This is a genomic window from Actinomadura macra NBRC 14102, assembly GCF_001552215.1.
Lineage (GTDB): Bacteria > Actinomycetota > Actinomycetes > Streptosporangiales > Streptosporangiaceae > Spirillospora > Spirillospora macra.
Map to the genome: position 1 here is coordinate 21,768 of NZ_BCQT01000020.1, position 22,231 is coordinate 43,998.

The 22,231-nt window shown below is 68.9% G+C and carries 23 protein-coding genes; 15 read left to right on the plus strand and 8 right to left on the minus strand.

The window, feature by feature from the left end; genetic code table 11:
* Nucleotides 1-8: 8 nt before the first annotated feature.
* The 4 genes from AMA02S_RS31750 to AMA02S_RS31765 form a co-directional block, all read right to left on the minus strand.
* Complete coding sequence (locus AMA02S_RS31750; protein WP_218005186.1) at nt 9-809, minus strand: SDR family NAD(P)-dependent oxidoreductase; 801 nt, start codon at nt 807-809, stop codon at nt 9-11.
* Between the two features lie 68 nt (nt 810-877).
* Nucleotides 878-1,630, minus strand: a complete 753-nt coding sequence (locus AMA02S_RS31755) for an enoyl-CoA hydratase/isomerase family protein (RefSeq protein WP_084265804.1) — start codon at nt 1,628-1,630, stop codon at nt 878-880.
* Between the two features lie 6 nt (nt 1,631-1,636).
* Nucleotides 1,637-3,040: an amidase gene (locus AMA02S_RS31760; protein ID WP_169806922.1), complete on the minus strand. Its 1,404-nt coding sequence runs from the start codon at nt 3,038-3,040 to the stop codon at nt 1,637-1,639.
* A gap of 51 nt (nt 3,041-3,091) precedes the next feature.
* Nucleotides 3,092-4,303, minus strand: coding sequence for a CaiB/BaiF CoA transferase family protein (locus AMA02S_RS31765; protein ID WP_067465813.1), 1,212 nt, complete (start codon nt 4,301-4,303; stop codon nt 3,092-3,094).
* A gap of 289 nt (nt 4,304-4,592) precedes the next feature.
* Between AMA02S_RS31765 and AMA02S_RS31770 the strand changes: the two genes are divergently transcribed.
* The 10 genes from AMA02S_RS31770 to AMA02S_RS31815 all read left to right on the plus strand — a co-directional run bounded on the left by AMA02S_RS31770 (nt 4,593) and on the right by AMA02S_RS31815 (nt 15,011).
* Nucleotides 4,593-5,789 carry an ABC transporter substrate-binding protein gene (locus AMA02S_RS31770; RefSeq protein WP_169806923.1) on the plus strand — a complete coding sequence of 399 codons (1,197 nt, stop codon included), beginning with the start codon at nt 4,593-4,595 and terminating at the stop codon, nt 5,787-5,789.
* Nucleotides 5,790-5,940: 151 nt separating this feature from the next.
* Nucleotides 5,941-6,804, plus strand: coding sequence for a branched-chain amino acid ABC transporter permease (locus AMA02S_RS31775; protein WP_067465818.1), 864 nt, complete (start codon nt 5,941-5,943; stop codon nt 6,802-6,804).
* 92 nt (nt 6,805-6,896) lie between these two features.
* On the plus strand, nt 6,897-8,723 hold the full coding sequence (locus AMA02S_RS31780) for a branched-chain amino acid ABC transporter ATP-binding protein/permease (RefSeq protein ID WP_067465820.1): 1,827 nt from the start codon (nt 6,897-6,899) through the stop codon (nt 8,721-8,723).
* Nucleotides 8,724-8,726: 3 nt separating this feature from the next.
* A complete protein-coding gene (locus AMA02S_RS31785) occupies nt 8,727-9,437 on the plus strand; it encodes an ABC transporter ATP-binding protein (protein ID WP_067465823.1) in 711 nt (236 codons plus the stop codon).
* Between the two features lie 59 nt (nt 9,438-9,496).
* Nucleotides 9,497-10,357 (plus strand): amidohydrolase family protein, encoded by an 861-nt coding sequence (locus tag AMA02S_RS31790; protein WP_067465826.1) that lies wholly within the window; start codon nt 9,497-9,499, stop codon nt 10,355-10,357.
* 1 nt (nt 10,358) lies between these two features.
* Nucleotides 10,359-10,985 (plus strand): carboxymuconolactone decarboxylase family protein, encoded by a 627-nt coding sequence (locus tag AMA02S_RS31795; protein ID WP_084265808.1) that lies wholly within the window; start codon nt 10,359-10,361, stop codon nt 10,983-10,985.
* The gene (locus AMA02S_RS31800; RefSeq protein ID WP_084265809.1) at nt 10,982-11,815 is read left to right on the plus strand and encodes an alpha/beta fold hydrolase; all 834 of its coding nucleotides are present in this window, start codon (nt 10,982-10,984) and stop codon (nt 11,813-11,815) included. Before AMA02S_RS31795 ends, AMA02S_RS31800 begins: the two co-directional genes overlap by 4 nt.
* Nucleotides 11,812-12,591 carry an electron transfer flavoprotein subunit beta/FixA family protein gene (locus AMA02S_RS31805; protein WP_067465828.1) on the plus strand — a complete coding sequence of 260 codons (780 nt, stop codon included), beginning with the start codon at nt 11,812-11,814 and terminating at the stop codon, nt 12,589-12,591. The genes AMA02S_RS31800 and AMA02S_RS31805 overlap by 4 nt, the downstream gene beginning before the upstream one ends.
* Nucleotides 12,592-12,601: 10 nt before the next feature.
* Entirely contained in the window at nt 12,602-13,561 is a 960-nt protein-coding gene (locus AMA02S_RS31810) for an electron transfer flavoprotein subunit alpha/FixB family protein (RefSeq protein ID WP_067465830.1), read from the plus strand.
* Nucleotides 13,562-13,760: 199 nt separating this feature from the next.
* Complete coding sequence (locus AMA02S_RS31815; protein ID WP_067465833.1) at nt 13,761-15,011, plus strand: serine hydrolase domain-containing protein; 1,251 nt, start codon at nt 13,761-13,763, stop codon at nt 15,009-15,011.
* Nucleotides 15,012-15,567: 556 nt separating this feature from the next.
* Here the strand turns inward: AMA02S_RS31815 and AMA02S_RS42260 are convergent.
* On the minus strand, nt 15,568-16,893 hold the full coding sequence (locus AMA02S_RS42260) for an NsdA family TPR-like regulatory protein (protein ID WP_157430933.1): 1,326 nt from the start codon (nt 16,891-16,893) through the stop codon (nt 15,568-15,570).
* A gap of 267 nt (nt 16,894-17,160) precedes the next feature.
* On the opposite strand from AMA02S_RS42260, the gene AMA02S_RS31830 reads away from it, so the two are divergent.
* The 4 genes from AMA02S_RS31830 (at nt 17,161) to AMA02S_RS31840 (ending at nt 18,635) form a co-directional block, all read left to right on the plus strand.
* Nucleotides 17,161-17,406 carry a hypothetical protein gene (locus tag AMA02S_RS31830; protein ID WP_067465843.1) on the plus strand — a complete coding sequence of 82 codons (246 nt, stop codon included), beginning with the start codon at nt 17,161-17,163 and terminating at the stop codon, nt 17,404-17,406.
* Nucleotides 17,403-17,825, plus strand: a complete 423-nt coding sequence (locus AMA02S_RS31835) for a hypothetical protein (RefSeq protein ID WP_067465846.1) — start codon at nt 17,403-17,405, stop codon at nt 17,823-17,825. Before AMA02S_RS31830 ends, AMA02S_RS31835 begins: the two co-directional genes overlap by 4 nt.
* Nucleotides 17,822-18,220 carry a hypothetical protein gene (locus AMA02S_RS42265; protein WP_157430934.1) on the plus strand — a complete coding sequence of 133 codons (399 nt, stop codon included), beginning with the start codon at nt 17,822-17,824 and terminating at the stop codon, nt 18,218-18,220. The genes AMA02S_RS31835 and AMA02S_RS42265 overlap by 4 nt, the downstream gene beginning before the upstream one ends.
* Nucleotides 18,221-18,428: 208 nt before the next feature.
* Entirely contained in the window at nt 18,429-18,635 is a 207-nt protein-coding gene (locus tag AMA02S_RS31840) for a hypothetical protein (protein ID WP_067465849.1), read from the plus strand.
* Nucleotides 18,636-18,889: 254 nt separating this feature from the next.
* Here the strand turns inward: AMA02S_RS31840 and AMA02S_RS31845 are convergent, their stop codons facing one another.
* From AMA02S_RS31845 to AMA02S_RS31855, 3 genes are all read right to left on the minus strand, one after another.
* Nucleotides 18,890-20,293, minus strand: coding sequence for a cytochrome P450 family protein (locus tag AMA02S_RS31845; protein ID WP_218005187.1), 1,404 nt, complete (start codon nt 20,291-20,293; stop codon nt 18,890-18,892).
* A gap of 188 nt (nt 20,294-20,481) precedes the next feature.
* On the minus strand, nt 20,482-20,988 hold the full coding sequence (locus AMA02S_RS31850) for a hypothetical protein (RefSeq protein ID WP_067465852.1): 507 nt from the start codon (nt 20,986-20,988) through the stop codon (nt 20,482-20,484).
* Nucleotides 20,985-21,332, minus strand: a complete 348-nt coding sequence (locus tag AMA02S_RS31855; protein WP_084265811.1) for a GntR family transcriptional regulator — start codon at nt 21,330-21,332, stop codon at nt 20,985-20,987. The genes AMA02S_RS31850 and AMA02S_RS31855 overlap by 4 nt, the downstream gene beginning before the upstream one ends.
* Before the next feature lie 301 nt (nt 21,333-21,633).
* Here AMA02S_RS31855 and AMA02S_RS42270 point away from each other — a divergent pair, with 301 nt between their 5' ends.
* The gene (locus tag AMA02S_RS42270) at nt 21,634-22,161 is read left to right on the plus strand and encodes a hypothetical protein (protein WP_157430935.1); all 528 of its coding nucleotides are present in this window, start codon (nt 21,634-21,636) and stop codon (nt 22,159-22,161) included.
* Nucleotides 22,162-22,231: the final 70 nt, after the last annotated feature.

Genomic DNA, 22,231 nt, shown 5'->3' on the forward strand with positions numbered 1-22,231 from the left:
GGATTCGGTCAGCGTTCCATCAGGGCCTTGCGCTGTGCGCCATCGATGGGAATGTGCGCGCCGTGGACACTGGCCGCCAGATCGGAGGCGAGGAAGGCGACGAGTGCAGCCACCTCTTTCGGGTGGGTGATGCGGCCGAAAGGTATGGACGCCTCGGTCCGGCGGCGGGCCTCGGACTGGTCGACGCCCATGTCCCGGGCGAACGCCTTCTCAAGGGTGTCCCAGCGGTCGGTGTCGACCGGCCCCGGGTTGACGGTGTTCACCCGGATGCCCTTCGGCCCGTACTGGTCGGCGATCGAGGAGGCGAAGTTGAGGTCGGCGGCGTTCGCCGCGCCCGCCGTCATCTCCCAGAAGCTCGGCTTGAGCCCGTCATTGCCGACCACTAGGACGATCGACCCGCCGCCGGCGCCGACCATGTGCGGGACGACCGCGCGCACCGTGCGCACGTAGCCCAGGAACTTGAGGTTCAGGCTCTGCGACCACTGGTCCTCGGTGAGGTCCTCAAGGAGCCCGCCGGGGGAGCTGCCGGCGCAGGTGACCAGGATGTCGATCTTGCCGAATCGGGCCAGGGTGTCGCGTACGCAGCGCTCCACGTCCGCTGCCACGCCCATGTCGCCGGCCTGGGGGAGGATCCGCTGCCCGGTCGCGGCCTCGATCTCGGCCGCCGCTCTTGCCAGCGGGTCCGCGCTCCGCGCGGTGATGGCGACATCCACACCCTCGTGGGCCAGGGCTTCCGCCACGGCCCGGCCGATGCCCTTGCTCGCACCGGTGACCAGGGCCGTCCTGCCCCGCAGTGAAAGATCCACCATGCCTCCTCGATAAGATTTGGTATATCAAAACGCGGCGGGGGTGTTCTGTCAACCAGCGGGCGCCCCGGTCAGGGCGCCCGGCCCTCCCAGGCCACCTGGCCCTGCCAAGACTCCCCGTTGCGCCGCTGCTCGTCGTACAGCCACTCCAGCAGACCAGGCCGGGTGATCGCCTTGATCCTGGCCAGCGCGCTCGGGTCCGCGGCGCTCAAGGTGCCGATAAGCTCGCTGAGCAGCCGCTCACCGTCGGACGCGACCGACCGCGCCAGGCCGATCCGCACCGCCTCCTCGGCCTCGATCCACGGCGAGGTCATCGTCAGCTCGAGGGCGGTCCCCCGTCCCACCAGGGCGGGCAGCGCCCACGCGCCCACCGCGAGACCGTGCGCGGGACCGACCCACCGGAACCGGGCGCGCCCGGTGATGACGCGGATGTCGGCCGCCGTGGCCAGCTGCGCCCCGCCACCGACCGCCGCGCCGTCCACCAGGGTGAGCACGGGCCCGGGGCGCCGCACGATGACCGCGTAGAGCCGGTAGAGCGAATCGCTCAGCGCGGCTCGCTCGGCGTCCGGAATGGTGAGATCGGCACCGGCGCAGTACACACCCTCGGTCGAGCTGCACACCGCCGCGATGCGCTCCGGCTCCCGTTCCAGTGCCGCCGTCAACGCCGCCACCACGGCGCCGTCGAGCGCGTTCCGGCGCTCGGCTCCGTGCAGCTCGATACGCAGCTCGCCGTGGCGCCCGTCCCGTGTCACCAGCTCGGTCGAGGCTTCGTTCAGCCCGGACACCCCGGCCAGATCGTCGGATTCCAGCGGTTCGTCGGACATGTGGTCTCACCCTTCGTGGCGTACGACTTGATCAAGAAACCGGCCCACCCGCAGGCAGACGTCCTCCCGGCCGGGGCGCGCGATGATCTGGATCGAGGTGCCCAGCCCTCCGCGGTCCGCGGGGACGACCAGGGCGGGCAGGCCCACCGCGCTGGCCAGGGCGGTGTAGCGGGTCAGCGCGGCATCCACGTGTTCTCGCCGGTCCCTCAGCGGCACGGTCCACGTGCCGCGCGGTACGGCCTCGCAGGGCGTCCCCGGCGTCACCAGTGCGTCCAACCGGGAGCGGGCGAACAGCACCGCCACGTCGGAGCGCAGACGCCGGCGGGCCAGCGCCAGCATCTCCTCGTGCACCAGGCCGTGGCCGAGGACGAGAAGTGCCCGCGCCGCGGGCCCGAAGTCCAGCGGGTCGGCGAGCACGCGCGCGGCGTGCAACTCGGAGCTTTCCCGCAGCATGGTCAGCAGGGAGACGCCGGCCCCGGCCCGGAACGCCGTACCGTCCACCGGGACGCATTCCGCACCGCCTTGGCGCAGATCGCCTAGCGCGGCCCGGTAGTGAATCCCGACGACCGTGGTCAAGGGACCGGGCGGGTCCAGGACGCCGAGCCGCAGGTCCCGCACGTCTTCGCGCACGGGGGCCACCGGACGGCCCTCCAACATCTCCTGAACCGCTGACAGCACGCGCACAGTGAGGGCGATCGGCCCGACCACGTCCTGGCTGGGCGCCAGCGGTGTGACCCCGCGCATGGGAACACCACCGGTGGTCGGCCGCAGGCCCACCACCGCGCACAGAGCGGCCGGAATCCTGATCGACCCGCCGGTGTCGGTGGCCAGGCCGGCAACCGCCGCCCGCGCGGCGACGGCCGCCGCCGAGCCGCCCGAGGAGCCTCCCGTGATGAAACCCGGCCGGACCGGGTTGTCGATAGGGGACGTGGTGACCCCCCAGGCCCACTCGTGGGTGGCGGCCTTGCCGACACACCACGCGCCCCGGTCGGCGAGCCGTTGCCAGGAGGCCGCGGCGACGTCGGGGATCCGGCCGCGGCCGGTGCGAGATCCGTTCACGGTGGGCAGCCCGGCGACGTCGATGACATCCTTGACCGCGACACCGACCGCCTCCAGCGGCCCACCGCGCCGCCTGGCGGGCTCCGGCCCGGTGACCAGCCAGCCCGCGGCTCGTGCGTGCGCGACCCGGCGATCCTCATCGCCGTCCCCGGCGGTCGTCGGCATGGGCGCCGGTCGCGACTCGCGCGATTGAGGGACGAAGTCGGTGGCGGCGCCGGTACGCCGGGCCAGGCCCTCGACGACCTGCAAGCCGCGGTCGGCCCAGCCCAGGTAGGTGCGCCGGACCGCGGTCTCCACGGGATCGTCGCGCACCAGCGGGGTGAGCCGGTCACGCATGGCCGAGACCGCCACCGGGCGCGTCCACCACCCGCACATCCCGCGACAGGTCCGGCCGGATCGGCGTCATTGCCGCCTCTGGTGTTCCACGACGACCGAGGTGGCCAGCAACTCGTCGATCTGCGCCGTCGTGAGGCCGTACTCGTGCAGCACTTCCCGGGTGTGCTGACCGAGCAACGGCGCCGGGCCGCGGACCGCGAAGCGCATCCCCGAGAACCTGGTGGGTGGACCGATCGTGCGCATCGTGCCGGCGGTCGGGTGCTCGACCTCGGCGATGAGGCCGCGGGCGGCGACCTGCGGGCTCCGCAGCGCCTCCTCGTACCCGAACACCGGGCCGCCGGGCACGCCGGCCTCGTCCAGATCCGCCAGCCACTCCTCGGTGCGTCGCCGCCGGGTGATGGCCTCGATCTCGGCCGCCAACACGTCGGCGTTGCCGACGCGCGCCGTGTTCGTCGCGAACCGCGGGTCGGCGACCCACTCCGGATGGCGCAGGACGCTCTCGGCGAGCCTGCGCCACAGGCGCTCACTCGCGGCGCCGATGGTGACGTATCCATCGGCTGTGCGGAACGCCTGGTACGGAGCGATCCGCCGGTGGCGTGACCCCGTGGGGACGGGCACCTCGCCGTTGCCGAAGTAGGCGCCTGATTCCCAGAACATCCAGGCCAGGCCGCTGTCCAGCAGCGACACGTCGATGTACTGGCCCTGCCCGGTCACCCTGCGGGCCAGCTCGGCGGCCAGGATCGAGTAGGTGGCGGTGGCCCCCGCGATCAGGTCGTTGACCGCGATCCCCACCTTGACCGGCCGGCCGCCCGGTTCACCCGTCATCCGCATGAGGCCGGTCATGCCCTGGATCATGATGTCCAGGGCGGGCCGCCCGCGGTACGGCCCGCTCTGCCCGTACCCGCTGATCGAGCAGTAGAGCAGGCCCTCGTTGGCCTCCTTCAACGTGTCGTAGCCGAGCCCCAGCCGCTGCATCACACCCGGCCTGAAGTTCTCGATGACCAGGTCGGCCTGGCGGGCGAGCCCGAGGAACAGTTCGCGTCCCCGGTCCGCCTTGAGGTCCATGACGATCGAACGCTTGCTCCTGTTCGGCATGCCGAACGGGTAGCTCGCCCCGCCGACCTGTGGATCCATGGCGCGGGCATCGTCACCGGCGTCCGGTTTCTCGATCTTCACGACGTCCGCGCCCAGCTCGGCGAGGACCAGAGTGGCGTAAGGGCCGGCCAGGTACTGCGTCAGGTCGAGCACGCGAAACCCGTCCAGGACCGAGAGAGTCATCGGACCGCCTCCATCGGAGCGTTCAGCACCGTCCCCGCTGATCGTCCAAGTCGACCGCGAGTCACGGATGCAAGATGGTATACCATCACTCGAAAATGTCCAAAGCAGCACGCATCTCCCTGCTCATAGCAAATCTGGCCTGGTCCAACGCCTTGACAAGGCCGAAGTGCGAAGTATCGTGTACCAAACATCATCGGTCGGACGGGAAGCCTTTCCGAAGCGCTCGCCGCTGACGGTGCACCGCCGAACAGGCGGGACCTGGAGATTTCCCGAACAGGAGGCAGGGCACATGAGGCGACGGCGGCTCGGGCTCACCGCACCCGCATGTCTTGCGCTCGCCATGGCGGCTGCGAGCTGTGGCGGCGGCTCGGATGGCGGCTCGGGCGGCGGCACCGTGACCATCGGCGTGATCACGCCGCTGACCGGTGGTGCGGCCGCCTACGGCATCGGCATCTGGCAGGGCGTTCAACTCGCCGTGCAGGAGATAAACGACAACGGGGGGATCACCGTCGCCGGCAAGAAGTACCAGCTTCGCGCCAAGTCCTGCGACGACGAGTTCACCGCGTCCCAGGGCGTCCAATGCGGACGGAGGCTGGCGAGCCGCGACGGCGCGACGATGATCTTCTCGGCGTCGTCGGTGACGGCGTTCCCGTTGATGGCGTTCAACGAGAAGAGCCCCAAGTTCATCCTGATGGCGATCGCCAACGGGCCCTCGTTCACCGCCCAGGGCAACAAGCTGGTCGTCCGCATGATCAACGATCTGTCGCAGACCGTGCCGAGGTGGGTCGGTGAGCTCCAGAACTACTTCAAGGCCAAGAACCTCACCGTGAAGTCGGCGGCGGTGCTGAAGGTGAACACCGAGTACGGCGCCTCCTGGACGACGGCCTTCGACAAGGCGTGGAAGGGCAACGGCGGCACCGTCCCCGGAATCGCCGGCTACGACACCAACGCGACGGACTACACGAACCAGCTGGTGTCCCTGCTCAAACGCAAGCCGGACGCGATCGTCCTGACCACGACCTGCGAGCCCACCGCGCTGGCGATCAAGCAGGCACGGCAGATGGGGTTCAAGGGGGTCTTCCTAAGCGCCTCGTCCTGCTCGGGCGGGAAGCAGCTCACCGCGAACGTGCCGGGGTCACTGGTCGGCACGTTCCTGAGCGAGGCCGTGCCGTCGGCGTTCCGCACCACTCCCGGCGTCGAGAAGTTCGAGACGGCGTTCAAGGCGAAGTACGGCAGCCTGCCGAACGGGCCCGCGGCGGGCGCGTCGCACCAGGGCGTGAAGTGGTTCTCCCAGGCGGTGCAGAAAGCAGGGACGACCAAGGATCTGGCGGCGATCCATGGGGCGTTCGACGACGCGCTCGGCGGACTCGGCGACGACAACCTCTTCAGCGTCAAGTCCTACGACCCCGCCACCGGCAACATCGAGATGAGCATGAAGGTCGGGATCACGTCGCCGGCCGGAGAGCTGAAAGCCTTCCCCGAGTAGGGCCCATGGAGATACGAGACCCGGCGGCCCTACCGCGTCCGAGTCGCCAATGCCCGGTCCGCGGGCCTCGCATCAGGGCCGTCGCTTCCGACCGGATCCCCACGAGCGTTTCGCCTCGACAGTCTCTGCTACCAAGAAGGGCGGCCGGCCTATGATGCAGGCGCTCGTCAACGGTCTGACCCTTGGCGCACTCTACGCGCTGGTCGCGTCCGGGCTGTTGCTCATCTTCGGGATCCTGGACATTCCCGATTTCGCGCTCGGTGGACGTCTCATGGTGGGGGCGTACTGCGGATACTTCATGGTGACCCGGTTCGACCAGCATTACTGGGTCGGCGTGCTGGCGTCCATCGCGATCGCCGTCGTGCTCGGCCTCCTCAGCGAGGTCGTCGTCTACCGGCACCTGAGACGAGGGTCCGCGACCAACGGCTTCATCGGTGCGCTGGCCCTGCTGGCCGCGATGGAGATCGGCGCGCAGGTGCTCTGGCGGGCGGACTACCGCAAGTTCGACAGCCCGTACGACAACACCATCGTTCACATCGGCTCCGCGGCCGTGTCCCAGCAGCGGCTGATGGCGGCCTTCATCGCGCTCGCGCTCATCGTCGGAATGCACGCCTACCTGCGCCTGACCGACAGCGGGCGGGCCATGCGGGCGAGCACCGAGGACCCGGTCGGAGCCCTGGTCGTCGGCATCTCGCCGACCAGGATGGCGCTGCTCGCCATGGCCGTGGGGAGCGCGATGGCCGGCGCGGCCGGCGGCCTGCTCGGGCCGATCTACCTGGTCTACCCGCACATGGGCTCGACCATCGTGATCAAGGCGTTCATCGTCGTGGTGCTCGCCGGCATGCGCAGCAGTGCCGGGGTCATGGTCGGCTCCATCCTCCTCGGCCTGGCGGAGAGCTTCGGCTCCCTCTTCCTGTCCGCCGGGTTCACCGACGTCTACGCCTTCGTGCTCCTGATGGTTGCCCTTATTGTCCGGCCCAGTGGGCTCTTCGCGCCGAGGTTGGCCGCCAGATGACGACACATTTCCAGAATGTCGTGCGCCCCGGCCTCGCCGGGCCAGGACAGCGACGTTTTCCGAAACCTCGCCTTATCGCCATTGTGGCCTGCGTGGTGGCCGCGGCACTCGTTCCGCTCTTCGTCACCTCCGACTACCACATGAGCGTGCTCGTGCTCATCCTGCTGTACGCGACGCTCTCGCAATCGCTGGACCTCGTGCTGGGCCGGCTGCGGCTGCCCTCCATCGCCCACGCCGCCCTGTTCATGACCGGCGCCTACACCCTCGCGATCCTGACCACCGCCCACCAGTGGCCCTACTGGGCCGGATGGGTGGCCGGGATCATCGTCACCGGCATCGTCGGCCTGGCGTTGGCCGTGGTGACGATGCCCACCCGCGGGCACTTCTTCGCGATCAGCTCGCTGTGCTTCTGCGGCGCCGTGGTCGTCATCCTCACACAGTGGACGAGCGTCACCCAAGGCGACCTCGGCATCTACGGCATACCGTCACCGCCGAACCTGAGCCTCTTCGGCGTCACCTTCGATTTCGAAACGCTCGGCGGAAAGTACTACCTGGCTTTGATCCTGCTGCTGGTAGTGGTCGGCATCATCGCGAGAATACGCACGTCCGCCTATGGCCGCAGCCTCGAAGTCATTCGCGACGACGATGTGCTCGCCGCCGCGCTGGGCGTCAACGTGACGGCCGAGAAGGTCAAGACGTTCTGCCTGAGCTCGGCGATCGCCGGCGCCGCCGGTGGCCTGTACGCCAGCTACGCGTCGTACATCAACCCGGCCGACGCCGGTATTCTGCCGAGCTTCAACGTCTGCATCTACGTCATCCTCGGCGGTGCGGCCACCCTGACCGGCCCCATCGTCGGCCCGCTGCTCGTGGTCGGCCTCGCCGAGGTGCTCCGGTTCACGGATCTGTGGAGCAACCTCGTGTTCGGGGTCGTCCTGGTCATCGTGCTGCTGTTCTTCCCGCGTGGCATATCGGGCAGCATCGCCGTCTACTGGAAGCGGCTGCGCACCGAGAACGAGATCCTGGACGGCGTGGCCCCGCCGACACCGCAGAGCCAGGGACCACCGCCCGCCGCCGAGACCATCCCGCGGTCCGAGCGGCTCCTGCCACCGCGCCAGGCCCGCCACGCCGCCCATTCGCGAGACGAGGAATCCGGGACGGAGCCCGCGCCGGTGCTACAGGTGATCGACGCGAGCAAGCGGTTCGGGGGCGTGCGCGCCGTCGCGGGTGTCTCCCTGGTGACCTACCCGTCCGAGATCGTGGGCGTGATCGGACCCAACGGCGCGGGCAAGAGCACGCTCTTCGGATTGATCGCCGGAACGGTCGCCAGGAACGGCGGAAGAATCATCTTCGAAGGTCGCGACATCACCAAGGAGCCCCCGCACAAACGGGTCCGCCGGGGCATCGGACGCACCTTCCAGACCAACCGCATCCTCGCGGGACGAACGGTGATGGAGAACCTCCTCATCGCCAGCCACGTCCACTTCTCGACCAACCTGGTGGAGTCGCTGGTGCAGCCGCCCGGCACGCGCCGCAAGGTCCGCCGGCACATCGGCTGGCTCCGGGACGTCATCGGGGTTCTCGGCCTGACCGGCATGGAGGACACGCCGGTCGAGTCCCTGACGGTCGAGGAGCAGAAAGTGCTCGGCATCGCGATGGCACTCGCCAGCGAACCGAGAGTCCTGATCCTCGATGAGCCCTTCGCCGGGCTCCGGGAGACCGAGACCGAGCGCCTCCAGCGATTGCTCGTCGATCTGCGCCGCGACGGCATGAGCATCCTGCTCGTGGAGCACAAGATGAAGGTCATCATGTCCCTTTGCGACCGCTGTTACGTCCTGGACCAGGGGGAACTGATCTCCCAGGGGACTCCGGACGAGGTGGCCGCCGATGACGCGGTGGTCGCCGCGTATCTCGGAGGGTGACGCATGCTTGACGTGGTGGCGGTCAGCGCCGGGTACGAGGCCAAGACGAATGTGATCTCGGATGTGTCGGTCCGGGTCGGTGATGGTGAGATCGTCACGGTGCTCGGGCCCAACGGCGCCGGCAAGTCGACGCTCATGCGGGTCATCATGGGCATGCTCTCCCCGGGCTCCGGAGAGGTACGGCTGGGCGGCAAGCCGCTGACCGGGCTGAGCACCCGCCAGATCGTCCGCCGCGGTATCGCCCTGTGCCCCGAACGGCGTCACCTCTTCCCCGCGATGACGGTCCAGGACAACCTGCGGCTCGGCGCCTACTCGCGTCCGGAGCGCACGGGCGTCCGGCAGGACATGGACCGTCTCACCGAGATGTTCCCGGTGCTGGGAAAGAAGCGCCGCCTGGCGGCCGGGGTGCTGAGCGGCGGGGAGCAGCAGATGCTCACCATCGCCCGGGCGCTCATGGGCCGGCCGAAGCTGCTGCTGCTGGACGAACCGTCGCTCGGTCTCGCGCCGATCCTGGTCGAGACGGTGGCGCGGGAGATCAAGTCGATCAACGCTGACGGGCTGTCGGTGCTCCTGGTGGAGCAGAACGCCCACATCGCGCTGGACATCGCGGCGCGTGCGTACGTGCTCGAAGGCGGTCGGGTCGTGCTGGAGGGTTCCGCCGCCGAACTCACCGGGGACGACAAGGTGCGCGCCGCGTATCTGGGCCTGGCCTGACCGGTGTCCGCGGCTTACGGGGCATCTGCCGTTGGCCCAGCGAAAGGTGAAAACACACAATGACGATTGACATCAATTCGATAATCGCCATCGATATGCACACGCATGCCGGCACCAGGATGGGTGTCGATGCGGTCGCCGATGAGTTCTTCGCCGCGGCGCAGCGCTATTTCGGAGGCGCCGGTGATCGTCCCACCGCGCAGGAGGTCGCCGACCACCACCGCGAGCGCCGGATGGCGGCGGTGATCTTCACCGTCGATTCCGGCGCCGGGACCGGGGCGGTGAACGCCTCGACGGACGAGGTGATCGAGGCCGCGCGGGCCAACCCGGACGTGCTGATCCCGTTCGCGTCGGTCGACCCGCACAAGGGCAAAGCTGGCGTCCGCGAGGCACGCCGTTACATCGAGCAGGGCGTCCGGGGGTTCAAGTTCCACCCCAGCACCCAGGCATTCTGGCCGGACGACCACGAGTACTACCCCCTGTACGAGGTCATCGCCGAGGCGGGCCTGCCGGCGCTCTTCCATTCCGGGCAGACGGGCATCGGCGCCGGCATGCCGGGCGGTGGCGGCATCCGGTTGAAGTACGCGAACCCGCTGGCGATCGACGATGTCGCCGCCGACTTCCCGGATCTGAAGATCATCCTCGCCCACCCGTCGTTCCCGTGGCAGGAGGAGGCGCTCTCGGTGGCGACGCACAAACCCAACGTGTACATCGACCTGTCGGGCTGGTCGCCGAAGTACTTCCCCGAGATCCTCGTCCGGTACATCAACGGCCCGCTCAAACACAAGATGCTGTTCGGATCGGACTACCCCGCCATCACTCCCGACCGTTGGCTGGCCGACTTCGAGAAACTGCCGATCAAGGACGCCGTACGCCCGCTGGTGCTCAAGGACAACGCCGTCGCGCTGCTGGGGCTCTGACATGACGGGGCACCATGAGATGGCGGCGGGTGACCAGGACGGCGACGCCGTGACCTGGCCGAGGCTCCCCATGCCCGAGCACGCGGACCTGTCACCGCGGCAGCGGGAGATCTATGACCGGCTCGTGGCCTACTTCGGGGCGCCGGTGGGGCCGCGGTTGCCGCTCCTGTTCACCCCCGACCTGTTCGACCCGTGGGCGGCGCTCGGCGGCGCACTCACGGCGGGCGCGCTGCCGCCGCGCTTGCGCGAGGTGGCGATCCTCACCACCGCGCGCTTCTGGGGCGCGTCGTTCGCGTGGGCGGTCCATGAACAGCGGGCCCTCGCCGCCGGAGTCGGCCCGGAGACGATCGAGGAGATTAGGTGGGGCCGGAGCCCGGGTGCCACGCCGGCGGACGAACAGGCGGTGCACGCCTACTGCACCGAGCTGCTGACGCACCACCGCGTCCAGGACGAGACGTACCAGCTGATCCGCGACCTGCTCGGCGTGGCCCAGCAGGTGGAGCTGACGGTGCTGGTCGGTCACTACACCAACGTGTCGCTGACCCTGGTGGCGCACGACGCCCCGGTTCCCGAGGCGATCGGCGCGAGGCTTCCGGACCTGCCCTGTCAGGAGGCGGACCAGCCGTGAACGATCGGTACGTGTCGACCGAGGGGGCGTGGCTGTACGTCCGCGAGGACGGGGAGCCCGCGGGCCCGCCGCTGCTGTTGTCGAACTCGCTCGGCACGGACGTCGCGATGTGGCGGCCGCAACTCGCCGCCTTCGCGGACGTGTTCAGGGTGATCCGGTACGACATGCGCGGGCACGGTCTGTCGGAGGCGACGTCGGCGCCGTACGATCTCGACCTGCTCACCAGGGACGCGGTCGCCGTCCTCGACGCGCTCGCTATCGAGCGGGCCGACTTCTGCGGCCTGTCGATCGGCGGCATGATCGGACAGCAACTGGCGATCGACCACCCGCACCGGGTGCGCAGGGTGGTGGTCGCGAACGCTGGCGTCCACCTCGCCCCGGACCGGCTCGCCGCCCGGCTCGCCGATGTCGAGCGGCTCGGGCTCGCTGGCATGGCCGACCAGATCGTCTCCCGGTGGTTCACCGATGACTTTGCCGCCCGCAATCCCCACCTGGTCGACGAGCTCAAGCGGACGTTCGGCGCGAACTCCGTGGAGGGCTACTCCGGCTGCCTCCTCGCGCTCGGGACGCTCGACAACCGTGAGCGGATCATGACCGCGGACGTCCCCATGCTCGTCATCGGAGGGCTACGCGATCCCGCCACACCGCCCGCGCGGAGCGAACTCCTCGCCGCCAGTGCCCCGCGTGCGCGGCTCGTCCTGCTCGATGCCGCGCATCTGTCCAATCTGGAGCGCCCGGCGGAGTTCACCGAAGCGGTGTTGACCTTTCTCGACGCGGTACCGCGGAGCACATCCGGTGCCGTCCAGGACGACCAAGGGAGACGGCCATGAACATCGTGGTCCTGGTGAAGCAGGTTCCCGATTCCGGTGGGGAGCGGAGCCTGAGCACGGCCGACGGCACCGTCGACCGCGAGACGGCCACCAATGTGATCAACGAGATGGACGAGTACGCGGTCGAGGAGGCGCTGCGGCTCCGGGAGGCCCATGGGGGTGAGGTGACCGTCCTGACCATGGGACCGGCGGGAGCCGGGGAGGCCGTGCGCAAGGTGCTGTCGATGGGGCCGGACCGAGCGGTCCACGTCAGCGATGACGCATTGCGGGGTTCGTGTGCGCTCGGGACGTCGGTGGTGCTGGCGGCGGCGGTGCGGACGCTGGGCGCCGACCTGGTGCTGTGCGGTGCCGAGTCGACGGACGGCCGGGTCCAGGTGATGCCGCACATGGTGGCCGAGCGGCTCGGGGCGGCGGCGTTGACCGGAGCCCGCGAGCTCACCGTGGACGGCCGTGCGCTGACGATCGAGCGCCAGACCGAGGACGGGTTCGAGGTCGTGTCCGGGGAGATGCCGGCGGTGGTGTCGGTGTGGGACACGATCAACGAGCCGCGCTACCCGTCCTTCAAGGGGATCATGGCGGCCAAGAAGAAGCCGGTCACGCTGTGGTCACTGGCCGATCTGGAGATCGATCCGGGGTCGGTGGGGTTCGCCGGCGCCACCAGCGCGGTGATCGAGCACAGCCGTCGTCCCCCGCGTACCGGCGGCAGCAAGGTGGCCGACGACGGCGACGGCGGGGTCAGGCTGATCGAGTTCCTGGCCACCGAGAAGTTCGTGTGAGGACGTGATCATGGGCGAAGTGCTGGTTGTCGTCGAACACGCCGGTGGGACGGTCCGGAAGGTCAGCCTGGAGATGCTGACGCTGGCCCGCGAGTGGGGCACGCCGTCAGCGGTGGTGCTCGGCGGGCCGGGCGCCGCCGAGCCGCTGCGGGACAAGCTGGGGGAGTACGGCGCGCACAAGATCCACGCCGCCGAGCACCCCGACCTGGACGGTTTCCTTGTCGCGCCGAAGGCGACCGTGCTGGCTGAGCTGATCCGCGCACGCGAACCGGCGGCGGTGCTGTTGCCGTCCACCCAGGAGGGAAAGGAGATCGCCGCGCGGCTGGCGGTCAAGCTGGACAACGGCCTGCTCACCGATGTCGTGTCGGTGAACCCCGACGGGACGGCCGAGCAGGTGGCGTTCGCGGGATCCACGATCGTCCGGTCCCGGGTCACCCGGGGGCTGCCCCTGCTCACCGTGCGACCCAACTCGACAACGCCCGTCCCCGCCCCCGCCAGCGCCGACCTGTCGCCGGTGGAGGTGGTGCTCACCGACGCGGACCGGCTGGCCACGATCACCCAGCGGGTCGCCGAAGCCAAGGGCGCCCGCCCGGAACTGACCGAGGCGTCGGTGGTGGTGTCCGGTGGGCGCGGAGTCGGCAGCGCCGACGACTTCGCCCTGGTCGAGGAACTGGCCGACCTGATGGACGCCGCCGTCGGCGCCTCCCGCGCCGCGGTCGACTCCGGTTTCTACGCACACCAGTTCCAGGTGGGCCAGACCGGGAAGACCGTGTCGCCCCAGCTCTATATCGCGCTGGGCATCTCCGGAGCGATCCAGCACCGGGCCGGTATGCAGACCAGCAAGACCATCGTCGCGGTCAACAAGGACACCGAGGCACCCATCTTCGAGCTCACCGACTACGGCATAGTCGGTGACCTTCACACAGTGATCCCGCAGGCCATCGAGGAGGTCCGCAGGCGCCGCCAGTAGCTCGGGGGCCGATCATGCTCCGGGCGACGAGGCCGGCGCCGTCGTGAGCCTGGTACCGCCGCGGGACCCGCTCCCGATGGAACATGTATCGCGGGCGTATCGAGAATCGCATACGCCGCCGCAACAGTCCTGGGTCTTGGGTGGAGGCGGACCACAGTGCATCAGTGGTCGGTTCGTCGATCGGTGGAGGACCGTGATCATGGGCTCGGATTTCGTAGGTGGTGTCGGCCGGCGGCGGCTGCTCGGGTGGGGTGGGCTGGCGGCCGCCGGCGTGGTGGCGGCCGGCGCGCCGCTGGTGGGCGCCCGGCCCGGCCACGCCGCCCCCGCTCTAACCGGCCCGATCCCGCCGGACACCCGGCCCGGCGGAGCCTATGACCGGTACGTGGCGAAGCTGGCCGCCGAGGGCAGGTTCTCCGGCGTGGTGCTGCTGTCGCACCGGGGCCGGACGGTGCTGTCGCGCAGCTACGGCATGGCCGACAGGGAGAAGGGGATCCCCAACGGGGAGAACATCGCGTTCAGCCTCAGCTCTGCGGGCAAGCCGTTCCATGCGGTGGCGATCCTGCAACTGGCGCAGCAGGGCAAGGTGAAGCTGTGGGACACGGTGGGCACCTACCTCGAGGGTTACGCCAAGGACATCGCCGAGAAGGTGACCATCCACCACATGCTCACCGGCACATCCGGGATGAAGACCCCGGATGAGGACGTGCGGCGGATCTTCCAGAGCCAGAAGGAGGTGCACGAGTATTACGAGCGGTGGGCCCGGCAGGCGACGCCGGAGGCTCCTCCCGGCACATCCAGCAGCCACTCCGGCGCCGAGGTCGCCATCCCCGCGCAGATCATAGAAGCCGTGACCGGCAAGACCTACTGGGACTACGTCCAGGAGAACATCTTCAAGCACTGCGGCATGACCGGTTCGGGGTTCTACACCAGGCCGCGGTGGCTCGCCGACGAGCACATCGCGCACCCGTACATGACGCTGGCCGACGGCAGTCAGGTGGACGCGGTCCGCAATCTGGACAAGGGCAGCCCGGACCCGTACGTGCTGGGCAAGAACCCGGGCCGCGCCTTCATCGATGCCCCCGGGGACGGCGGCTTCGCCACCGCGCCGGATCTGGTCCGGTTCGCGCTCGCGCTGGGCGACGGCACGCTGCTGGACCGGCACTACGCCGAACTTTTCACCGGTGCCAAGATCCCCCTCGCTCCCGAGGGAGGCGGCCTGGCCCGCCGGGCGGCCTCCGCCGACGCGGGGTTCGGGGCGTACCAGATGCCGGTCAGCCTCGTTAACGGCCAGTGGGTGTGGAGCCGCGCCGGCGCCAACCCCGGTGTCGGCGCGAACTGGACCATCTACCCCGACACCGACTGGGTCGGCGTGATCCTCACCAACCGCGACGGCGCGCCGCTTCAGGAGATTATCGAGCGGGAGATCCAGGCCGTCATCGGCCGGGGCTGACGAGCGGTCACCGCCGTGCCGACACGAAAAGAAGTGCTCTGCGCGCCGTGATCGGCCGAACTCGGCGAGCGCGAGCTGCTCGACCCATCCCGTTACGTCCCTTCCAGGCTCTCGTCCTCGCTTGGGGAGGGCGGACGCGGCGGTCGGCCACGAGGCGAGCACCACATCGGAGGGAGGAGCCGGCCTGAGCCCGGGGAGCAGGGCAGTTTCGGCGACCTGGACGGACGTCTCGTGGCCCTTCCTTATGCCGAAGTTCCCGGCGAGCCCGCAGCGAGCGGCGAGCGGCGAGACCCGGGCGCCGGCCCGGCGGAGGAGCGCGGCGTCCCCGCTCCAGCCGAGGATCGCGTGCTGGTGGCAATGGGGTTGCGCAAGGCCGCGCAACTGCTGAGGGTCACGTCATGGTGGTCACGCACGGTCCGAGAGCCGGAGAGGAGCCCCGGCTGGGGTGAGCCCGGAGATGCCCTCAGTGCCGCCCGGCGGCCCGGAGAAGGCTCTCAAAGTACGCGAACTCCGCCGAGTGGCTCGGCGGGGTTCGCGTCGGTGTGGTTGCCCAGAGTTAGATTCCAACAGTCAGTGCCCGCAGCTCTCGTGCGGCCGGAAGCGCTTGTGCCTGCTCGGGGATCACGGTGATGATGCGCCGTGCATTTCCTCGTACGCGCGCGATGCGCCGTTCCGCTGGAAGCGCGTCGATGATTTCGAGCGCCTGAGTGAGAGCAGATTCCGTCTCGGTTCGCGCCCGGACCAGGGGCACATGCAAATGGAGTTGGACGGCCTGGTGATCACTTGACCCGTAGTAGGTCTGTGCGGCGCTGTGGGCCTCGCTAGCTCGCTTCACATCGCCAGCCCACGCATAGATCATGCTCTGGATGTAACGCAAACGATCTTCACCCCACGGCGATTCTGATGCCGGGAGCCGTGAGAAGAGTGCTTCTACTTCCCGGACGTCAGTGATCGCTGATGCTAGGTCTCCGTCTGCTGCGTGCGCCTCCGCTTCAACGGCTACCGCGTAGATCCGGGCTATGCTGGGGCGGGTTCCGGCGAGTCGTCGTGCTTCTTGGGCGAGGAGGATAAGGGCACCGGGATCTTCACGTTCATCATTAAGCCGCATGGTGGCTTCAAAACTGCGGGACTGGGACGCGAGTTTTTGATCTTGAGACTTGTCGGCGAGATGCCTGGAGGTGTCCCACCAGCGTCGTGAGTGACGGCGGTCCCCGGCCTCGGAGAGTCCTCCCGCGATTAAGAACGCTAGTCGGGCGGCGGCGTGTGCGAGGTCGCGGGCAACGGCGTCCGGCTGGGTGCGGCGAAGGTGGGGCGCGATGTCACTCCAGTCCGCTGCGAGTGCTGCCAGCACGGTGGAGGGATGATCGTGCCGCCAACTGGCAGCGTGGACGTCATAGCCGTTCTCCCAGTCGTCGATCATTTCCCGGGACACGCTCGCGCCCGGAAGAGCACGTTGGCTGGCCTGCCATGCCCTGTTCAGGGACGCAAGAATCGGTGCAATTGCCGCGCCGGCGGCCCAGGCTCCGGAGTCGTAGAGGAGTTCGCGACGGTTCACGTCGTCGTCCCAAAGGTCGGGAATGCTGCCAAGAGCCACGGTACCCCTGGGAGCGGCGGTCGGCTCTTGTGGAGGAACGGGGAAAAGCTCCTCCTCGGTCATCTTCAGCGCGGCGGCGTACAGCAGCCGGTAGCGCGGGCCTACGCCGTGCTCGCCTGCCTCATGCCCGCGGATGGTCCGCTCTATATTCCTGCGTGTGGGCAGTGTGGCGGCGACGCGGTCGGGTGCGACTTCTCGGAACAGTGCGGCGAGATCGGCCACGACCAAGCCGCGCTTCTTCCGTTCGGTGCGCAATCGCGCGCCGATATGGGGGTTTTCGGCGGACATTTTGCGATACACCTCGACGGGATGTGGGGAGAAGCGCGGGCTCGCCTCTGCTTTCCTGCCGCGATTATCACGCTGACCTGGGGCGTCCGTCTCGGATTCACTGTCATCAGCGGGGCCACGTACCGGTCACTGAAGTTCCCGTGTGGTTGTGCGTAGTAAGAAGTAACCAGCAACACCACGGTGCGTGGCCTCGCCCAGAGACAAGGCGGCCCCGGACGCGGTGATCTGACCACCGGCCGGGACCTAACCGGAAGTGAGGTCCCGGCTATGGGCAAGGTACAGCAACCTCCACCAGCAGATGCCGACGCGGCACAGAAGGCCGCGCTGACCGAGGAGTTCAGCGACTGGAGCATCATTCACACCACCGACACGGGCCGCTGGTGGGCGACGCGGGCCACCTTCGTCAGCGAGGACCTGTCGCGCGTCGAGGGCGCCACCTTCGACGCCGACACCGCCGAGGAACTGCGCGCCAAGCTGCGGGAGGCCGCGGGCGCCAAGGCGAGCGGACGATGAGCCGGCACGAGGCGGCCCTGTGTGCACTGCGTGAGGGGTTCCCCGGCTGGCTGATCGAGGTGAGAGATGCACCCGGCGTCGTTTGGCAGGCTGGCCGGCCGCTCGCGCCGGGGCGTGGCGGGATCGTCGGGATGCACGCGGATGGCCCGGAGGTGATGCGGGAGCTGCTGGAGGTGGTCGAGCACTGCGACCACCGGCTGGCGCTGGAGGCGCTGGCCGCCGGGCTGGGCGAGCGCGGGGTCGCCGTCCGCACCTTCGTCACCAACCTGATCGTCCCGCGGCCGGACGGGCGGGAGCTGCTGATCACCTGCAAGCGCGGCACCTTCCGCTGGGCGATGGGCCAGGACATCGGCCCCATCGCGGACCTGGACGCAGCGGTGGGGCACGTCGTGGACGCCGTCAAGGGGTGCCCGCCATGACAGGCACGCCGATCCCGCCGCAGGGCCCGCGGGCGCCCCTGCTCGCGGCACCCGTCCCGGTGCGCTTCCCGCGAGGAGTGCGGCACTGGCGCGGCCAGTGGACCGGACACTATTGGGCGCTTGTGCCCTGGCCCTGGAGTGAGCACGGATACCGGCTGATAGAGGCAGTGACCGAGGACGCGCTCGCCGACGAGGTCCGCCAGGTCATGAAGGGCACTCCCGGGCTGGACGGCGGAACACCACGAGCGGGGGGCGGCGTCGCAGCAGCCACGCCGTCCCCGTCCAGCGCGGGGGAGGGCAGTTTCACCGCGGCGGCTCCCGCGGTCGCGGCGCCGCGCGACCTCACCGGCGCGGCGGGCTCGTCTCACCACCACCCCCATCGCAGGGGGCAATAGATGTCGCCTGACGCACCGGTTCAGTGGGAGGACCCGAGGGACGGCCCCTGGACGTGGTGGTGGCTGCTGAGCGGACCTCGCCACCTGCACCCGACGTCCGTGCGGCCAGCGCCACAGAGCCGGACCGCAGGCAGCCGTACGGCAGAGCGCGGCGGCGGGGAGTCCGCCCTTCCCGCCGCCGCCCGCCCGCGCCGGGAGGACGACTCCGATGGCTAGGGCGTACGAGGTCATCGGCGACACCAAGATGATCATCATCGTGGACGCCGCAACCCGCGAGGTGGTGAGTGCCGCCGACGCGGAGGAGGAGAACCCTCACTGGTGGCGCGGGATCCTGCACGGCCGCGTTCGCCGCCTATACGTCCCAGCGCACCTTCCCGATCCGCACCTGGACGTCGCCCGGCGGCTCCAGCGCTAGACCCCGTGGCCCCGGGACGGGTGGGTGAGCATCCGCCCCGGGGTCATGGCCTGGACCTCCGCATCCGAGTCGGACGTGTCGCGGCAAAGCCGGGGGTGGCGGTCGCCTGCACCGGCGGGCGAGAATCGCAACCCATCTGGCAAGGCATACAGCACCGGCAGCGACGACGTGGCGTCCCGCCATAACCGGTGGACGAGGATTGCAGTCTCGCTTCGTCTGCGACGGTGAGGTCCGGCGCGTGGCGCGCCGGGACGCTATCGGTGCCCGGTCGGTGAGAACGTGACCGGAAGCTCGTGCAGTCCCCGGACGATGAAACTCGGCTGCCTGGGCAACTCCTCCACGGGAACTGTCACCGCCAAATCGTGGAGGCGGTTGATCAGCGTGCCGATGGCGATCCGTCCTTCGAGGCGGGCCAGCTGCGCGCCCACGCAGTAGTGAGTGCCGCGGCCGAACGCCATGTGCCGGTTGTCGGCCCGGCCGATATCGAACTCGTCGGGGTCGGGGAACGCTTCAGGATCGCGATGCGCTGCCGCCAGGGAAATCACCACCGGTTCGCCTGCCGGAATATGAATCCCGCTGTACACGACGGGCTCCTTGGGGAAACGCCATGCGGCCAGTTCCATGGGGCCGTCCCAGCGCAGCGCCTCCTCGACGGCTGGCCCCAGCAGGTCAGGGCGGGACCGCAGCAGCCGCAGCAGGTCCGGGTGGCGCAGCAGCGCGATCAGCGCGTTGCCGACCATGGCGACGCTCCCCTCGTGCCCGGCGATCAGGAGCAAGAAGATCATTGAACGGAGTTCCACGACACTGAGCCCGCCATCGGCGATGAGCGCGCTGATCAGGTCGTCGCCCGGGGCGCGGCGCTTGTCCGCGACCAGTTCGTCGATGTAGGCGCCCGGCGACGCGACGGGTCCCGCGCCAGGCACGGCGTTCGAGGTCCATTGCCGGAAGATGTGCTGGTCGCGCGGGGGAACGCCCATGATCGTGCCGATCACCGCGGCCGCCAAGGGGTAGGCATACTCGCCGATGATCTCGGCGGTGCCACGGTCCTGGAAGCGGTCGACCAGCGCGTCGGCGGTCGTCTGGACATGGTCCTCGATCGCCTCGACGGCACGTGCGGAGAACGCCTCGTGGATGAGTCTGCGCAGCCGTGTGTGGTCGGGCGGATCCAGGGTGAGTAGATGCATGCCCAGCTCCGACTCGTCCTCCAGCCTGCGACCCCGATCGGCCGCGCGCCATTCGGGCACCGCGTTGCGCGGGTCTCGGCTCAGTCGGGGATCGGCGAGCGCCACCCTGGCGTCCTCGTAGCGCGAGATCCACCAGCAGTACAAGCCGTCGCGGAGACGTACTCGGTGGACGGGGGCTTCTTCTCGAAGCCGCTGATGGGCTGGATAAGGGTCAATGTCAAAACCCGATCCCAGCAGCTCCCTTTTCTGGTCCCTCACCACATCTCCCCAGCGTCGATCCGAAGTGCTCCGGTCGCCTTGCGCAGTGCTGTTGCACGAGGTGCCGAGGATAACGGCATGTGATCCATTGAAACTCAATACATGATCTGCTTCCAGTGGCAGGTGCTGTTCCCGGGGCACATCCCTCCCCGTCCACATCAATTTGAGGCGCCGGATATCATGGCGCCGGTGCGCCGGAGAGACCAGCCAGCGCAAACCTGGTCACGGTGGTTGGCTGAGCGGACGAGCCGCCGGTGTGGACGTGTGCCGGTGACATGGCCAGATACCCCTGGCGCGGCGGAACGATCGACCGGCGGCCCAGCCGGCGGACAGATAGGCGGCGCCGACCCGCGCGTAACCGGCGGTTGCGGCAACGCCGCTATTCCACCGAATGTGCGTGATGGCTATGCGTGGCTGTGTGTGCTCGGTGGCGTTTTCGCGTCGTTGATGGCGGTGGCGGCCGTGTGGGGGTGGGGCGTGGTAACGGTGACGGTGCGGCCGTTGCTCAGCAGCAGCCGCAGGGTGGGGCCGGAGCGGACCGTGTAGCAGGTGCGTCGTGGGGTCCACCAGAAACCGAAGGCCACGTACACGGGGTGGAGGTCGATCACTTCGGCGCGCTGGATCTGGTCGAGCTGATAGGTGCAGCGTGGCCACCCGAGCGCTCCGAAGTGAATGGCGACTCCGTTGGGGCCGGCCGCCATTCTGACGCTGGATCCGGTGAGAGCGTAGAGGGCCACGCCGACGACGAAGAACAGTATCGGCGCCAGGTCCCACCAGTTCCCGTCCGGGCCTCCACTCATGATCAGGAGCGGCAGCAGCAGTACGGCGCTGACGGTCACCAGGGGCCAGTTGGTCACGCGGCCGGTGTAGATCGAGTTCCGGTCGGCGCCGGAGATCCCGGATGCGGTCATGTCAGCTCCTCGATGAGGCGGATCAGTTCGGTACGGCCGAGCCCCTGGGCACGGGCGACGGCGATCAAGGCATGGGCCGCCTCGGTGACCGAGGCCAGTGGTGCACCTGCCGAGGTCACCCGGGCTCCGCGGCCCCGGCGGAACTCCAGCAGGCCCTCGTCTCTCAGCTGCCGGTAGGCGGCGAGCACGGTGTTGCGGTCGACCGACAGGGCCGCCGCCAGCTCGACGGCCGGAGGAAGCTGTTCACCGGTGGCCAGCTCGCCCGATGCCACCCCGTGACGGACGCAGCCGGCGATCTGATGCTGTAGCGGTTCCTGGGAGGAGTGATCAACGGTCCATCTCATGGTGCTAGTATTATTAGCACTATTCCGCGATAGGTCAAGCTGGCCGGTGCTCTCGACCGCGACGTTGGACCCCGCGCAACCAAGATCGATCTCAGTGATGGCCAGCGGGACCACGCGCCCGTGGGCCGCATCAGGTGTCACACGGTTTGCTATGGACGGGGGCTGCACACGCCCCGCAGGTCAGGTGAATCGCATAAAGATATTCAGCCTTCCGTATGGATCGGCATGTCGTATGCGGCATCCACCACGACACCGGGCAGGTCAGGTTGGAAAGCATGTCTCCTGCCGACCGGAGGTCGAGATGGCGGGCGAGTCGATCTCATTGGACGATCTGATTGCACAGCAAGAGCAGCAAGGCTTGTCGAGCATTGTCGAAGCCGTCGCCGACCGACCTGATCATGTCAAGATCACGCCGTATGTCGTCGGCGTCGGTCCCCTCCGTGCCCACGCCTTTGTTGTGCCCAAGGACGCCGTTGAGTCCGTCACCGGCACCGAGGAGTCCTCTACCTGCTGCGACGGCAAGGAGTCCTCAGTTGTGGAGCTCACCTTCGCCGATCCGATTTTGAACGACGTGCTCCGGCAACTGAGCAGAGCGTTCCCACGAGAGGCTCCCTGGAGAGCTCCACACCCTGGATCTCGTCCGCACCGGCAAGTGCGGGCAGACGGGATCTACTGCGATATCGCCTACCAGGAGTGCTTCGGCCACTGCCAGCGCGAGTACCCGTACGGCAGCAAGGAATTCAACGCGTGCGCCGATGCTTGCGGCGCTGGCTACTGGCATTGTCTCGGACATCACGGCCACGGTCACGGCCATAGGCACGGCCACTGACACGGGCACGGGCAGGCCACGGCCATGGGCACGGTTCAGCATCTTCCGGACCGCCACCGCCTTCATGAGG

Excerpts from the sequence above, each read along its gene's own strand:
- AMA02S_RS31750 (WP_218005186.1), bottom strand. The coding sequence starts at position 809 with ATGGTGGATCTTTCACTGCGGGGCAGGACGGCCCTGGTCACCGGTGCG.
- AMA02S_RS31755 (WP_084265804.1), bottom strand. The coding sequence starts at position 1,630 with ATGTCCGACGAACCGCTGGAATCCGACGATCTGGCCGGGGTGTCCGGG.
- AMA02S_RS31765 (WP_067465813.1), bottom strand. The coding sequence starts at position 4,303 with ATGACTCTCTCGGTCCTGGACGGGTTTCGCGTGCTCGACCTGACGCAG.
- AMA02S_RS31770 (WP_169806923.1), top strand. The coding sequence starts at position 4,593 with ATGAGGCGACGGCGGCTCGGGCTCACCGCACCCGCATGTCTTGCGCTC.
- AMA02S_RS31775 (WP_067465818.1), top strand. The coding sequence starts at position 5,941 with ATGATGCAGGCGCTCGTCAACGGTCTGACCCTTGGCGCACTCTACGCG.
- AMA02S_RS31785 (WP_067465823.1), top strand. The coding sequence starts at position 8,727 with ATGCTTGACGTGGTGGCGGTCAGCGCCGGGTACGAGGCCAAGACGAAT.
- AMA02S_RS31790 (WP_067465826.1), top strand. The coding sequence starts at position 9,497 with ATGACGATTGACATCAATTCGATAATCGCCATCGATATGCACACGCAT.
- AMA02S_RS31795 (WP_084265808.1), top strand. The coding sequence starts at position 10,359 with ATGACGGGGCACCATGAGATGGCGGCGGGTGACCAGGACGGCGACGCC.
- AMA02S_RS31805 (WP_067465828.1), top strand. The coding sequence starts at position 11,812 with ATGAACATCGTGGTCCTGGTGAAGCAGGTTCCCGATTCCGGTGGGGAG.
- AMA02S_RS31810 (WP_067465830.1), top strand. The coding sequence starts at position 12,602 with ATGGGCGAAGTGCTGGTTGTCGTCGAACACGCCGGTGGGACGGTCCGG.
- AMA02S_RS31815 (WP_067465833.1), top strand. The coding sequence starts at position 13,761 with ATGGGCTCGGATTTCGTAGGTGGTGTCGGCCGGCGGCGGCTGCTCGGG.
- AMA02S_RS42260 (WP_157430933.1), bottom strand. The coding sequence starts at position 16,893 with ATGTCCGCCGAAAACCCCCATATCGGCGCGCGATTGCGCACCGAACGG.
- AMA02S_RS31830 (WP_067465843.1), top strand. The coding sequence starts at position 17,161 with ATGGGCAAGGTACAGCAACCTCCACCAGCAGATGCCGACGCGGCACAG.
- AMA02S_RS31835 (WP_067465846.1), top strand. The coding sequence starts at position 17,403 with ATGAGCCGGCACGAGGCGGCCCTGTGTGCACTGCGTGAGGGGTTCCCC.
- AMA02S_RS42265 (WP_157430934.1), top strand. The coding sequence starts at position 17,822 with ATGACAGGCACGCCGATCCCGCCGCAGGGCCCGCGGGCGCCCCTGCTC.
- AMA02S_RS31840 (WP_067465849.1), top strand. The coding sequence starts at position 18,429 with ATGGCTAGGGCGTACGAGGTCATCGGCGACACCAAGATGATCATCATC.
- AMA02S_RS31850 (WP_067465852.1), bottom strand. The coding sequence starts at position 20,988 with ATGACCGCATCCGGGATCTCCGGCGCCGACCGGAACTCGATCTACACC.
- AMA02S_RS31855 (WP_084265811.1), bottom strand. The coding sequence starts at position 21,332 with ATGAGATGGACCGTTGATCACTCCTCCCAGGAACCGCTACAGCATCAG.
- AMA02S_RS42270 (WP_157430935.1), top strand. The coding sequence starts at position 21,634 with ATGGCGGGCGAGTCGATCTCATTGGACGATCTGATTGCACAGCAAGAG.